Below are 12,818 nucleotides of genomic sequence, written 5' to 3'. Positions count from 1 at the left end.
GCTTCCAGATAGCGTGCGCCGCGGGCGCGACGCGGGAAGCTCGACTTCGTTCCGTGGAAGAGCATCGCTACTCCAATGCGCGTTCCGCCGCCCAGACCCGTAGCAGGTGCCTGACCCTGCGTAGCCGTTCGCTGGACGGCAGAGCGGCGCCATGAGCCGCATGCAGCGCTTCGACCGCCTCGAAATCGCGCATGCCAATTGCGCCCAGCTGCGCAATCACCAAGGCCTGCTCCTGCACGTGCACCGGTAATCGTCCGGGCGACTGCAGCACCGCTTCTCCGGCGTCGCGCATCGCGGCCGAGTCCCGGCTGGCTGAGGCTCCGTATAGCAACAACAGTTTCCTCACTTCGTCAGGCTGATTGGGGTGGTTCTCAATCCAGGCCGGTTCTATCCATAGTCCGCGCAAGTCTTCGGCGGGCAGTAGTCCGATGGTCGCCGTTGCGACCGTATAAGCGACTTCGGTCCATAGCGGGACATTTTCGATCACACGCTGCACGGACAACCCGCGCAGGGTTTCCGCTGCCGATGCCAACGACGCATCCAGCTCTTCGTCTCTGGCGCGGTCCACCGTTTCGTTGCGCATGCGCGCGGCCAATGTCGCAGCGCTACGGTGAGCTCGGGTGAAGCGGTGTTCGGGCTGAAGGCTTATTGCACTGCGGGCGGCCGGTGGCGAGCGTTGTCCCAGCATATCCAGCACAGGCAACCCGTTATCGACCAGATTCTGAAAGGCTACGGAGGTGTCGCTACGGAACCGGCTTGCAGGGGCGCGCAAGGCGACCCGCGGATAGAAATCGCTATGCGCTTCCGCACCAAGCCCTCTTACCAGCAGCCTAAGCACATCGTCGTCGCCTATGCGGCGCAAGGCGAGCTCTTGGGCGTTGCCCAAACCTACGCGCGCAAGCTCCCGCTGCAGATCGGGATGCTGCAGCCGTGCGTAGTCAGCGCGATGACGCTTGCCGGCGTAGGCCACCACTACCAGATCCACGTCATGGGCCAGATAGACCTCTGCATTGGGGAACTCCGCCAGCAAGGCAGCCAGAAGAGTAGCCAAAAGCGCATCGTCCATTTCGTAGGTCTGCAGCCATTGCACCAATACCCCGTCATCGGTCAGGTGCGTACGCAGGAATGCATAGAATTCGCGCGTGAACAGGCTGGCTGTGCCACTGACCCAAGGATTGGATGGTTCGGAGACGATGACGTCGTAGCGGCGTTGGCCAGTGGCGAAAAACCGGCGCGCATCATCGAAATGCACGTGCGAACGTGGATCTTCATAAGCCCGGACCACGCGATTTCCGAACAGCTTGGCAGCGGCGTGGATGGCCGGTTCGATCTCCACCGTTTCCACTTTCGCCACCCGAGGACTACCCAGCAACGTGTGGGTGGTCAGACCCGAACCCCAACCAATCACCCCGATGTTCCGCGGCTCCGGATGCACCGCCAGCGGCAGCGCACCCAACATCACCATGGTCAATTCGTCGCCGCGCGGAGGTGTGGCCATATCCAAGGCCATGGCTGCGTCCGATTTGCCGTTGGTGATGATGGCGGCGGAGCGGTGGGCCGGCGAACGCACAATGGCCACCGTGGTGGTTTTGCCGTCGCGCAGGAAAGGCAGCTGGGATTCTTCCGACAAACGCGCGACACCGCTGCGGAACACTCCGCCTGCCTGCTCGCGTGGATCGGGACGCCCCAGTGTCAAGCTGAGTATCAGCACGAACGCCAGCACCAGGGCGGCCGCACCCGCGCGGTGCGGCGGTACTTCCTGTTGCGCGCGGGCCAACAACCAGAAGCCCAGCAGGGCATCGCCCAACGCGGCCAGCAGCACGCCCAGGCGCACGCCAATTAATGGAATCAGCACATGCATCATCAGCATCACGCCGGCGATGGCCCCCAAGGTGTTGGCGGCATACAGCCTGCCGATGCCCGCTTCGCCGCCTCCCGCGCGCAGCCAGGCGACAGTGAACAGCGGCAGCGTCATGCCAGCGAAAAACGCTGCCGGAAACATCACCAGCAGCGCGATGGCGGCGCTGCCCAAGGTGTACAGCAGGTAGCCTGAGTCGCTGCGGGACAGTGCGCCCATGAGCCATTCCATCCAGCCGAAGGCATTGGCGAATGCCACCAGCGAAAGCAGCGCCGCCATTCCCAATGCGATCTGCGCGAATCCCGCCAATCGCACCGCATCATTGACGCGGCCGGCGCGGCGGCGTACCCACAGTCCGCCGAACGCCAATCCCAACAGGAAAGCGGCCAGCATCAGCTCGAAAGCGTGCAGCGTGGTGCCCAGTACCTGATTGAGCAGGCGCACCCAGCCGATTTCGTAGACGAAGGAAAACGCGCTGGACAGGAAAGCCACGGCTGGCAGGCGATGACGGATCCACGTGTTGCCAGTTTGTTCTTGCGGAAAGGTCGGAGGGAGCGTCGTATCGAAGGAGTGCTCTTCAATAGCGTGCTCTTCGATAGCTCGCTCTCCATGGACGCGCTCTCCAAGGACGTGCTCTTCCCGCAGCCCTCGCGACACTCCCCACGCCGCCACTGCCACCAGCAGATTGGCCGCACCAGCAAACCCAAGGGTGCCGGGCATGCCGAATGCAGGCAGCAATAGGAAGGTGGCGACCAGCGCGCCGGCCGCAGCTCCGAGGCTGTTGGCGAAGTAAAGGCCGCCGAGCACGCGTTCTTCTTGCGCGGGCAGCGTGCGTAACCAGCCGACACTCAGCAGAGGAAACGTCGCGCCCAGCAACACGCACGCAGGCAGGATCAGCAGCGTCGCCGACAACCACGGGTACAGACGTCCCCAGAGGCCTTCGCCCAGCAACGGTAGTACGAACTCCTGCGAAACCGAAGAGTAGGCGGAAAACAGCGGATGAAAGCCCAGCCCGAATAAGCCGATGGCGGCCTCAGCGACGGCGTATAGCAGGATCAGCCGACGCCATTGCCGCAGGCCGCGGCTGACCAGCCAAGCGCCCAGGGCCATGCCGCCCATGAAAATCGACAACACCAGGCTTTGCGCAAATGCCGCATGCCCCAGCAGCAGGCCCAGATAGTGGGACCACATCGATTGGTAGATCAGACCGGCGAAGCCCGACGCCACGAATAGCCATAGCAGCGCCGCGCCACGTAGTGGTGGTGCCTTGGTCATCACTCGCGCTCTACTATCGCGGACCGCTACCTTAACAACCGTGCCGTCGCGCGGCCAATTCGGGCGTCAATTCTCCGCAGCGTCGGCAACGAACCGCTCGAAAGCGTCGACAGCGTCCTGAACTGAAACAAGCGCCATCACGTCGTCGAACTCGATCTTGGTCCCCCATTTGAGTTCGCTGGCAGGCTTGCCCAGGAACTTGCGCGCCGCGGCGTCGTATTTGTCCACGCAATAACGCACATCCGAGTAAGGCCCGCTGCGCAACGGATTGCTGGCCGCGTGCAGGCCCAGCACCTTGGCCCCCATGGCATTGGCGATATGCATGGGCCCGGAATCCGGCGTCATGACCAAATCGGCGCGCTCAAGCAAGGCCGGCAGCTGCTTCAAGGTGTCCTTGCCCACCAGATCCAGCGCAGGCGCCTGCATCGCGGCCAGGATGGCATCGGTGGTGCTGCGTTCCAGTTCGCTGCGCCCGCCGCACAGCACCACCCGCCAGCCTCGGCTCGCCGCGTGATCGGCCACCGCGGCATATCGGTCGGGGTACCAGTTGCGACGAACATGGCTGGAACAGGGCGAGATCATCAGCACCGGCGCGCCATCGTCTTCCCACTGTGCCGCTGCCCACTGACGGGCTTCCGCAGGTACCGGCAGATCCCAGACGACCTCGGTCTGGCGCAGGCCCAAGGGCTCGCAAAAGCTGCCGATCGCATCCAGAACATGGATGCCGGGGCGGTCGGGAATGCGTTCGTTGATGAAAAGTCCGTGCAGGTCCTTGGAACGGGAACGGTCGTAGCCGATGCGGCGGCGCGCGGGAACGAAGCCCGACAACACGTTGGCGCGAAACGCTACCTGCATCTGCAGCAGCGCATCGAAGCCCTCCGCCGGCAGATCCCGTCGTAACGCACGCATGCCTGCCAGCCCGGTTTTTTTGTCATAGACGTGAAACACCACGCCTTCCAGCCCTTCAAGCAGCTTGTGCCCGGCTTTGTCGATGATCCAGTGCAATCGGATGTGCGACTGCGGCCAATGCTTCTGCAACGTACGGACCAGCGGTACGACATGGGTAACGTCGCCCAGGGCGGACAGGCGGAGCAGGCAGAAAGAAGAAGGGCTGGTAGGCAAGTTCAGGCCTGTCGAAGCGGGGAAGGGCGCCGGTGCCGGTGCACAAGCGTGAGGAAAGAAGAGGAAGTGTATGTCGATAAGCGATGGGCCACGAGAGCGTAGCGGAACGCGCTGCAGGCGGCTTCCGCTTACGATTTTTTTCATGTATCCGCCGCATGAAAGGGCCTTGCGCTGCGCCGGCAAGCTATCCAAACGGCGCTGACACGCTCTAGACTCGGCGGATGGTCAGCTTCGACGCCTCGGAATCCTTGACGCCGTTCCGCGAAGGCGACGCCTACGGCGCGATTTTATTCGACCGAAAGCATGTGCGGCAGGCCAATCCGGACTGGTTTGTCCCGGAAAAATGGGGCGACCGCGCACAGCCCGTAGACAGCGGCGGGCGAGGCGGCGCCTGGTTCATCGATGCGCCGTCCAATCATTGCGTACTACGGATTTATCGGCGTGGCGGGTTGGCGGCGCGTTTCAGCCGTGATCGCTACCTATGGCGGGGGCCCAACCGCACGCGCAGTTTCGCCGAGTTCCGCCTGACCCGCGCGCTGCTGGAGCGTGGCCTGCCCGTGCCCCGGCCGGTGGCAGCCAGCTACGTACGCGAAGGCATGTTTTATCGCGCGGCGCTGCTGATGGAGCGTCTGCTGGACGTGCGCCCGCTGGCCGACCTGGCTCATTCGCAAGCTGGCGATGCGCCCTGGGAAGCCAGCGGCCGCTTGATCGCGCGCTTTCACCGGGCAGGTCTGGACCATGCCGACCTCAATGCCCACAACATACTGTTCGACCAAAAAGGCCATGGCTGGCTGATCGACTTCGACCGTGGGGCGCTGCGGATTCCCGCCACTCGCTGGCGGGAAGCGAATCTTTCCCGCCTCAAGCGTTCTCTCTTGAAGACACGTGGCGAACGATCGGTGGATGAAGTGAACTACGACTATGCGCGCCTGCGCAAAGCCTACGACGTTGCCTGGGCGCGGGGATTCTGATGTCCTGGCGGTTGCGTTTCCATGGTGTGGGCAATGCGTCGGCGGTCGAATTGGGTTCGGCCATGGCCACGGTGGAGCGCGATGGCGCTCCGTGGCTGACGATCGACTGCGGCGCGGAAGGCCTGACGGCGTACTCAGCGCAATACGGCGAGCTACCTTCGGCATTGTTCGTCACGCATGTGCACCTGGACCATGTGGCGGGATTCGAGCGACTGTTCGTCGGCAGCTATTTCGACCCTGCCCGGCACGGCAAAACCAGGGTGTACGTGCCGGCGCCGGTGGTACCGCTGCTGCACCAGCGAGTGGGCGAATATCCCAACGTCCTGGCTGAAGGCGGCGCCAATTTCTGGGACGCCTTTCAATTGATCCCGGTCGGCAATGCGTTCTGGCACGACGGCATCCGGCTGGAGGTGTTTCCGGTGCGCCATCATTGGCCGGATTCGGCGTTCGGCCTGCGCCTGCGCGGCAGTGTGGTATGGACCGGCGACACCCGGCCCATTCCGGAAATGCTGGCGCGCTACGCCGACGCGGATGAGCTCATCGCGCACGACTGCGCATTGCACGGCAATCCGTCGCATAGCGGCATCGACGACCTGGAACGTGAATACGCCTCCGAACTGCTGCGGCGGTGCGTGCTGTATCACTACGCCAGCGACGCCGACGCTCGGCAACTGGAGGCGCGTGGTCATCGCGTCGCTGGGCCGGGAGAAGTGGTGGCGTTGAACGAACCGGCCATAATGCGGGTCCAAACCGCATGAACACCACTGTGCCGACCCCTGAATTGCCCATCACGCCACGCGATGTCCGGGGGCGTCCGCTTCGCGACCTGCGGCTGTCGGTGATCGAAGCCTGCAACTACCGCTGCGGCTACTGCATGCCGGCCGATCAGGTGCCGGACGATTACGGCCTGGATGCCGCATCACGATTGTCGTTCGACGAGATAGAAGCGCTGGTGAGGGGCTTCGTGCGTGTTGGTGTACGTAAGCTGCGCCTGACCGGTGGTGAGCCGTTGCTGCGCAAGCGCTTGCCCGAGCTGGTGCGGCGCCTGGCTGCCATTGACCAGTTGGAAGACTTGGCGCTGACCACCAATGGTTCGCTGCTCGCCGCGCACGCGCGTCCGCTTCACGATGCCGGCCTGCGCCGGATTACCGTCAGTCTCGACGCTTTGGAGCCGCATGTGTTCGATGTGATGTCGGGCGGACGCGGGCGCGTGGAAGATGTGCTGGCAGGCATCGAGGCCGCCGTGGACGCTGGCTTTCGCCGTCTCAAGATCAATACCGTGATCCAGCGCGGGGTCAATGAGGACCAGGTGCTGCCCCTGGTCGAACACTTCCGCGGCAGCGGGCACGTGCTGCGGTTCATCGAATACATGGACGTAGGCACCTGCAACGGCTGGAAGCGCGAACAGATGGTGTCGTCGGCCGAATTGCGCGACCGCATCGCCGCACGTTGGCCGCTTCGACCGTTGGATGCCAATTATCGAGGCGAGGTGGCCACCCGCTACGGCTTCGAAGATGGCAACGGCGAGATAGGTTTCGTCAGCTCGGTCAGCGAGCCGTTCTGCGGTGATTGCCATCGTGCGCGCGTATCCGCCGATGGCCAGCTGTATACCTGCTTGTTCGCCGCCGCAGGCACCGATCTGCGCGCCGCGCTGACACAGGGCGAAGACGCACTGGTCGCCCGCGTATCGGCGCTGTGGACGCGCCGCGCCGACCGATACAGCGAACTGCGCGACCTGCCATCGGCACGCAACCGCAAGCACGTCGAAATGTTCCTGATTGGCGGGTAAGCTCTACCCAGCTCCCGCCAAGGCGGCGAATCTCCCTTTTTTCGACCCGACTATGGCCGCAGGCAAGAAATCACTGACGCATCTGGACGCCGCTGGAAGGCCCGCCATGGTGGACGTATCCGCAAAGGCAGTCACCGCGCGCGAAGCCCGTGCCGAATGCCGCGTGCGTTTCCCCAAGGACGTGGCGCAGCAATTGCGGAAGAATGGTTTGCGTAGCGTCAAAGGCGGCATTGTGGACACCGCCGTTATCGCCGGCACGATGGCGGTCAAGCGCACGCATGAGCTGATCCCGTTCTGTCATCCGCTGCCTATCGAGGGTTGCCGTATCGCGATCGATTGGGATGGCGAACACTCGCTGCGGATCGAATGCCAGGTCAAGACCACGCACCGTACCGGCGTGGAAATGGAAGCGCTGACCGGTGCCACGGTGGCGGCATTGACGGTTTACGACATGTGCAAGGCACTGTCGCACAGCATTGTGATTGGTCCGGCCAAACTGGCCGGCAAACGCGGGGGCAAGCGCGATTTTGGTGAAACTTCATGACGCGGGTGACGCTGCTTTATTTCGCGAGCCTGCGCGATGCTGCGGGCACGGCGTCGGAAACAATCGAGACCTCCGCGCAGGATCTGTCGATGCTGTACGCGGAGGTGCGTCTGCGGCACAGCATCGCATGGCCAATTGAGCAACTACGCGTGGCAGTCAACGGCGAGTTCGCGCGCTGGAGCGATCCGTTGCCCGATAGCGGCGAGATTGCATTCATCCCACCAGTAAGTGGAGGCTGAGATGACACGCTTTCGATTGGCTGATGCACCGTTCGAGATCGACAGCCTTCGTGCGCGACTGCTCAATGAGCGCGCTGGCGGCTATGCGTCCTTCGAAGGTTGGGTGCGCGACCACAACGATGGCCGCAAAGTCGGTGGCTTGCGTTATGAAGTGTATGTCGCGCTGGCGGAAAGCGAAGGCGAGCGCATCTTGAGCCAAGCCATGGAGCGCTTCGATATCGTGGAAGCCTGTTGCGTGCACCGCATCGGTGACTTGGCCATCGGCGATCTGGCGGTGTGGGTCGGCGTGAGCGCGGGGCATCGCGGCGCGGCCTTCGATGCCTGCCGCTTCATCATCGATGAGGTCAAGGGGAGGGTGCCGATCTGGAAGCACGAACACTATCGCGATGGTGATGCGGGCTGGCTGCATCCGCAGAGCAATGCGCTGCAAGATGGTTGAAAAAGAGGTGGGGGAATGAGGGGCGCTACATTGATGTTGGGGTGGCTGCTTGGGCTGTCGGCAGCGGTTTCGCACGCCTCGGAATTGCTGGTCGCCAACAAATCGGCCGACACGGTGTGGCGCTTGTCGCTGAAGGACGGTCGCAGGGTTGGCGAGTTCCGCACCGGCGATGCGCCGCATGAAATATCGGTGTCGCCGGACGGGCGCACCGCCGTGGTCAGCAACTATGGCGGTATTCGGTCCGGCAATACCTTGTCGGTGCTCGACCTAGCCACCGGCAAACCAAGCCGGCAGATCGATCTCGGCCAGCATGGCGCGCCGCATGGTTTGCGATTCCTGGCGGATGGCCGGCGTGTTGTAGTCACCACCGAAGCGTCCGCACGCTTGCTGGTGGTCGATATCACGGAGGACCGGATCGACAAGGAGATCGATATTGGCGATGGCGTGGGTCATATGGTGGCCTTGTCGCCAGACGAGCGTTTCGCCTATGTGGCCAAGATCGCCAAGGGTGCGGTCAGCCGCGTCGATCTGGTCACGGGCGGGGAAACCCACGAGCGCCCGGCGGGCAAGGGTGCCGAAGGGATCGCGGTGCGCCCGGACGGGCGCGAAGTCTGGGTCACCAATCGCGAGGATGGCACCATCACCGTGCACGACCCCAAGACATTGGCGATTCGCCGCCGCATGAGCAGCCAGGGGTTTCCTATCCGCGTGACGTTTTCAGCAGACGGTCGGATGGCGTTCGTGACCAAAGCCCGATCCGCCATGCTGGAGGTCTTCGACGCCCGCACCAAACTGTCATTGGCCACAGTGGCACTGTCCCGCGAAGACACCGAATACCAGGACACCATGCTGGGCAAAGCGGCGTTGCCAATCGGCGTGATCGTCGCCCCGGACCAACCACGTGCCTACGTGGCCATCAGTGGCGGTGATCGCATTGCGGTGATCGACACCGAGCGCTGGCAAGTGATCGATTATTGGGTGACCGGGCGCGAGCCTGATGCGTTGGCCATTGTGGCGCGCCCGCGCCCTGCGGTCTTGCCCTAGCGATAGCGCGCCTCGCGATAACCCCGATCTGCAGCAACAAGGCCGTCGCAACGGCCGGGGATAACGAATAGCCGCTTGAAGCTGCGTGTCGTAGAGCGGAGCTTGCTCCGCTGCTTTTGCTTTCGATCTCGCGGGTCTTCACGAAGAGCAGCCGAGCAAGCTCGGCTCTACCAGGTTTCGATGCCCGCGCCTCGTGATAATCAGGAGGCGGTAGCAACAAGGCCGTCGCAACGGCCGGCTATAACGAATAGCCGCAGTAGAGCGGAGCTCGCTCCGCTGCTCTTGCTTGGCGGGAAATAGAAGCAGCCGAGCAAGCTCGCCTCTACATAAACCCAAAAAAGGCGGCGGCCCCGCCGGCTGACCTCGGCGCCGCGCCCCGCGGTCTTGCCGTAGCGATAGCAACAATGCCGTCGCAACGGCGGACGATAACGAATCGCCGCTGTAGAGCGGAGCTTGCTCCGCTGCTCCTGCTTGCCGGGAAATAGAAGCAGCCGAAGCTCGGCTCTACCAGGTTTCGATGCCCGCGCCTCGTGATAATCAGGAGGCGGTAGCAACGAGGCCGTCGCAACGGCACGCCATAACGAATAGCCGCTGTAGAGCGGAGCTTGCTCCGCTGCTCTTAATTCGGAGGCGCATTGGACGGGTGCGGATCGAAGAGCAGCCGAGCTCAGCTCTACAGGCTTTGATGTCCCAAAAAGGTGGCGGCCCCGCCGGCTGACCTCGGCGCCCGCATCAGTCGATACCGTTGCTGCCTTCCGGCCCTGGCGGGATTTTCAACCTAGCGTCGCGAGGGGCCGACGGAGCCACCATAGGACTGAATGCGCGTTGCGACGCATCGAAACTACTAATCTGGCGGAGAGAGGGGGATTCACTCGGCATCTTTCGATGCCTCGCCCTGCGGGCGGCTTCGCCGTGCAAACCGGCAAGCCGGTTTGTCGAACCCGGGGGTTCTCACCCCCTCCCGTGCTTCGGCAAAGCTAACAACACGGAACCATCACTACGTTTACTAAACTGGCGGAGAGAGGGGGATTCGAACCCCCGAAGCGCGGTTTAGACGCTTACACACTTTCCAGGCGTGCTCCTTCAACCACTCGGACACCTCTCCGGACCTGCCCGCTGCCTTCCGGCGGCTTTCAGGGCCGCAAATTCTAGCTGTCGCGGGGATTTATTGCGAGTACCTGTTGAATCGCCCGCTTCAATCACGGCCATGCCGCGGCGGACCGCAGGCTCGGCGACCCGCCGTGGCACAATGTCGGAATGTCCTATCTCGTCCTTGCCCGTAAGTGGCGTCCGAAGCGTTTTGCCGAGCTGGTGGGCCAGGAACACGTGGTCCGGGCGCTGACCAATGCGCTGGATAGCGGCCGTGTTCATCATGCGTTCCTGTTCACCGGCACCCGCGGCGTAGGCAAGACCACGATCGCCCGTATCTTCGCCAAGTCGCTGAATTGCGAACATGGCACCAGCGCCGATCCCTGCGGCCAGTGCGCGGCCTGCCTGGATATCGACGCCGGCCGCTATATCGACCTGCTGGAAATCGACGCCGCCTCCAACACCGGTGTCGATGACGTCCGTGAGGTGATCGAAAACGCCCAGTACATGCCGTCGCGCGGCAAGTTCAAGGTCTATCTGATCGACGAAGTGCACATGTTGTCGAAGGCAGCGTTCAACGCGCTGTTGAAAACGCTGGAAGAGCCGCCGGAGCACGTCAAGTTCCTGCTGGCCACCACGGACCCGCAGAAGCTGCCGGTCACCGTGCTATCGCGTTGTTTGCAGTTCAACCTCAAGCGCCTGGACGAGGGCCAGATTTCCGGCCAGATCGCCAAGATACTGAGCGCCGAGCAGATCGAAGCCGACGACAGCGCCATCCGCCAGATCGCCAAGGCCGCCGATGGCAGTCTGCGTGACGGTTTGTCGCTGCTTGATCAGGCCATCGCCTATGCCGGTGGCGCCCTGCGTGAAGACGGCGTGCGCACCATGCTGGGTACGGTAGACCGCACTCAGGTGAACGCCATGCTGGAAGCATTGGCTGATGGCGACGGGGAAACGTTGCTGAAAGTGGTTGCCGCGCTAGCGGAGTTCTCCCCCGACTGGGGTGGCGTGCTGGAGGCTTTGGCCGAGGCGTTGCACCGGATCCAGGTACGCCAACTGGTACCCAGCGCCGTCATTGACGCCGAAGGCATCGATGCCGAGGGTTTTGCTGGCCGGTTACGGCCAGAAGTGGTGCAGCTCTGGTACCAGATGGCCCTGAGCGGCCGCCGCGATCTTCATTTCGCGCCCAGCCAGCGCGCCGGTTTCGAAATGAGCGTATTGCGCATGCTGGCCTTCCGGCCCGCGCAGCCTGGCGAAATGAAAGCCGGCGAAATGAAGACCGAATCCAATATTGCGACCACGGCGGCCAAAAGCGCAGCACCCGCCGCGCCTGTCGCGCGCGCGCCGGCCGAGCCGATTCCGCAACAGATGGCGCGTCACGAAGCGCCATGGTCACCGCCGCCACCGCCACCGCCTGTGCGGAGCGCGGCGCCCTCTGCGCCGGAGCCCGTGGAGTCCGAATCTGCCGCTTCGTTTTCGCCGGGCGACATCGGCATCATCGACGCGGAAACTTGGCTGTATTTCGCCGATAACAGCGGACTGAAAGGCGCGGCGCGGCAGCTGGTGGAGAATGCCGGGTTCGCCGGCTATGAAGCAGGCGTGCTGAGACTTTCGCTGGATGCCGGTTTCGACTATCTGCGTTCCGAGCGCTCAGTGAAGGAATTGACCGATGCTATCGCCCAGCGGTACGGCGCCGCTCCAAAGCTGGTGTTCGTCGCGGCGGTGCCGGCAACCGAGACATTGAAAGAACGCGGGCACCGTCAGCGAAGCGAGCAACAGAACGCGGCCGAGGAAGCGTTCATGAATCACCCGGACGTACAGCGGTTGATTCAGCAGCACGGCGCCAAGGTGGTGCCGGACTCGATCCGTCCTTTCGAAGAATAAGGCCCAGGATTCGCGCCGCTCGGTTGCGTAGCGGCAAGCCCGCCCTCATTCTTTCCCGATCCGCGCGGCACCGGCCGTCGCGGCCCTTTCCGGACACGACAACAGGCCCAAGAGATGCGTGGAAATATCGCCCAACTGATGCAGCAGGCGCAGAAGATGCAGGAAAACCTGCAGCGTGCGCAGGAAGAGCTGGCCAAGCTGGAAGTCACCGGCAACGCCGGCGGCGGCATGGTCAGCGTGACCCTGACCGGCACCAAGGAATGCTGCAAGGTGCGGATCGACCCGTCGGTGCTGTCCGACGCGGAAATGCTGGAAGACCTGATCGCCGCCGCATTCAACGATGCTGCCAACAAGGTCGACGCGGAATCCAAGGCGAAGATGGGTTCGGCCACCGCCGGCATGCCGTTGCCGCCTGGCATGAAGCTGCCGTTCTGACGGCAGTCGCCTTCTTCCGTACTTGGAGAAGTCGCTCGCACTTGAGCTCGTTACCGGGAGTCAGGGTGTCGAAGGCGGATGAGGTAGGACGTGCCGCGGCTGCGCCTGAGACTCCCCGCATGTCCGCAT

The 12,818-nt window shown here is 63.3% G+C and carries 11 protein-coding genes, 1 tRNA gene and 1 other RNA gene; 9 read left to right on the top strand and 4 right to left on the bottom strand.

The window, feature by feature from the left end; translation table 11 throughout:
* Window positions 1–67: 67 nt before the first annotated feature.
* Window positions 68–3,133, bottom strand: a complete 3,066-nt coding sequence (locus AB6O04_RS02240; RefSeq protein ID WP_368562037.1) for a fused MFS/spermidine synthase — start codon at window positions 3,131–3,133, stop codon at window positions 68–70.
* A gap of 66 nt (window positions 3,134–3,199) precedes the next feature.
* Complete coding sequence (locus AB6O04_RS02235) at window positions 3,200–4,255, bottom strand: glycosyltransferase family 9 protein (RefSeq protein ID WP_368562036.1); 1,056 nt, start codon at window positions 4,253–4,255, stop codon at window positions 3,200–3,202.
* 221 nt (window positions 4,256–4,476) lie between these two features.
* On the opposite strand from AB6O04_RS02235, the gene AB6O04_RS02230 reads away from it, so the two are divergent.
* From AB6O04_RS02230 to AB6O04_RS02200, 7 genes are read left to right on the top strand one after another with little or no spacing between them, the layout of a single operon-like run.
* Window positions 4,477–5,226 carry a 3-deoxy-D-manno-octulosonic acid kinase gene (locus AB6O04_RS02230; protein WP_368562034.1) on the top strand — a complete coding sequence of 250 codons (750 nt, stop codon included), beginning with the start codon at window positions 4,477–4,479 and terminating at the stop codon, window positions 5,224–5,226.
* Window positions 5,226–5,984 (top strand): MBL fold metallo-hydrolase, encoded by a 759-nt coding sequence (locus tag AB6O04_RS02225; RefSeq protein ID WP_368562032.1) that lies wholly within the window; start codon window positions 5,226–5,228, stop codon window positions 5,982–5,984. Before AB6O04_RS02230 ends, AB6O04_RS02225 begins: the two co-directional genes overlap by 1 nt.
* Window positions 5,981–7,015 (top strand): GTP 3',8-cyclase MoaA, encoded by a 1,035-nt coding sequence (gene moaA, locus AB6O04_RS02220; RefSeq protein WP_368562031.1) that lies wholly within the window; start codon window positions 5,981–5,983, stop codon window positions 7,013–7,015. Before AB6O04_RS02225 ends, moaA begins: the two co-directional genes overlap by 4 nt.
* A gap of 52 nt (window positions 7,016–7,067) precedes the next feature.
* Window positions 7,068–7,559: a cyclic pyranopterin monophosphate synthase MoaC gene (moaC, locus tag AB6O04_RS02215; protein ID WP_368562029.1), complete on the top strand. Its 492-nt coding sequence runs from the start codon at window positions 7,068–7,070 to the stop codon at window positions 7,557–7,559.
* Window positions 7,556–7,798 carry a MoaD/ThiS family protein gene (locus AB6O04_RS02210; protein WP_368562027.1) on the top strand — a complete coding sequence of 81 codons (243 nt, stop codon included), beginning with the start codon at window positions 7,556–7,558 and terminating at the stop codon, window positions 7,796–7,798. Before moaC ends, AB6O04_RS02210 begins: the two co-directional genes overlap by 4 nt.
* Before the next feature lies 1 nt (window position 7,799).
* Complete coding sequence (locus tag AB6O04_RS02205) at window positions 7,800–8,237, top strand: molybdenum cofactor biosynthesis protein MoaE (RefSeq protein ID WP_368562025.1); 438 nt, start codon at window positions 7,800–7,802, stop codon at window positions 8,235–8,237.
* 15 nt (window positions 8,238–8,252) lie between these two features.
* On the top strand, window positions 8,253–9,281 hold the full coding sequence (locus AB6O04_RS02200) for a cytochrome D1 domain-containing protein (RefSeq protein ID WP_368562023.1): 1,029 nt from the start codon (window positions 8,253–8,255) through the stop codon (window positions 9,279–9,281).
* Window positions 9,282–9,985: 704 nt separating this feature from the next.
* Here the strand turns inward: AB6O04_RS02200 and ffs are convergent.
* Both ffs and AB6O04_RS02190 read right to left on the bottom strand, forming a co-directional pair.
* An RNA gene (gene ffs / locus AB6O04_RS02195) (signal recognition particle sRNA small type) lies at window positions 9,986–10,082 on the bottom strand.
* Window positions 10,083–10,293: 211 nt separating this feature from the next.
* Window positions 10,294–10,386 (bottom strand) — tRNA-Ser (locus tag AB6O04_RS02190).
* A gap of 152 nt (window positions 10,387–10,538) precedes the next feature.
* Between AB6O04_RS02190 and dnaX the strand changes: the two genes are divergently transcribed.
* On the top strand, window positions 10,539–12,254 hold the full coding sequence (gene dnaX / locus AB6O04_RS02185) for a DNA polymerase III subunit gamma/tau (protein WP_368562021.1): 1,716 nt from the start codon (window positions 10,539–10,541) through the stop codon (window positions 12,252–12,254).
* 114 nt (window positions 12,255–12,368) lie between these two features.
* On the top strand, window positions 12,369–12,689 hold the full coding sequence (locus AB6O04_RS02180; protein WP_368562019.1) for a YbaB/EbfC family nucleoid-associated protein: 321 nt from the start codon (window positions 12,369–12,371) through the stop codon (window positions 12,687–12,689).
* Window positions 12,690–12,818: the final 129 nt, after the last annotated feature.

It is taken from the genome of Pseudoxanthomonas sp. UTMC 1351, from assembly GCF_040948865.1.
Classification (GTDB): Bacteria; Pseudomonadota; Gammaproteobacteria; order Xanthomonadales; family Xanthomonadaceae; genus Pseudoxanthomonas_A.
This window is presented reverse-complemented; position numbering and strand designations above follow the sequence as displayed.

What these genes read in the sequence shown, in the direction of transcription:
- AB6O04_RS02240 (WP_368562037.1), bottom strand. Translation starts at nt 3,133, where the DNA reads ATGACCAAGGCACCACCACTACGTGGCGCGGCGCTGCTATGGCTATTC.
- AB6O04_RS02205 (WP_368562025.1), top strand. Translation starts at nt 7,800, where the DNA reads ATGACACGCTTTCGATTGGCTGATGCACCGTTCGAGATCGACAGCCTT.
- AB6O04_RS02200 (WP_368562023.1), top strand. Translation starts at nt 8,253, where the DNA reads ATGAGGGGCGCTACATTGATGTTGGGGTGGCTGCTTGGGCTGTCGGCA.
- moaA (WP_368562031.1), top strand. Translation starts at nt 5,981, where the DNA reads ATGAACACCACTGTGCCGACCCCTGAATTGCCCATCACGCCACGCGAT.
- AB6O04_RS02230 (WP_368562034.1), top strand. Translation starts at nt 4,477, where the DNA reads ATGGTCAGCTTCGACGCCTCGGAATCCTTGACGCCGTTCCGCGAAGGC.
- moaC (WP_368562029.1), top strand. Translation starts at nt 7,068, where the DNA reads ATGGCCGCAGGCAAGAAATCACTGACGCATCTGGACGCCGCTGGAAGG.
- dnaX (WP_368562021.1), top strand. Translation starts at nt 10,539, where the DNA reads ATGTCCTATCTCGTCCTTGCCCGTAAGTGGCGTCCGAAGCGTTTTGCC.
- AB6O04_RS02225 (WP_368562032.1), top strand. Translation starts at nt 5,226, where the DNA reads ATGTCCTGGCGGTTGCGTTTCCATGGTGTGGGCAATGCGTCGGCGGTC.
- AB6O04_RS02180 (WP_368562019.1), top strand. Translation starts at nt 12,369, where the DNA reads ATGCGTGGAAATATCGCCCAACTGATGCAGCAGGCGCAGAAGATGCAG.
- AB6O04_RS02210 (WP_368562027.1), top strand. Translation starts at nt 7,556, where the DNA reads ATGACGCGGGTGACGCTGCTTTATTTCGCGAGCCTGCGCGATGCTGCG.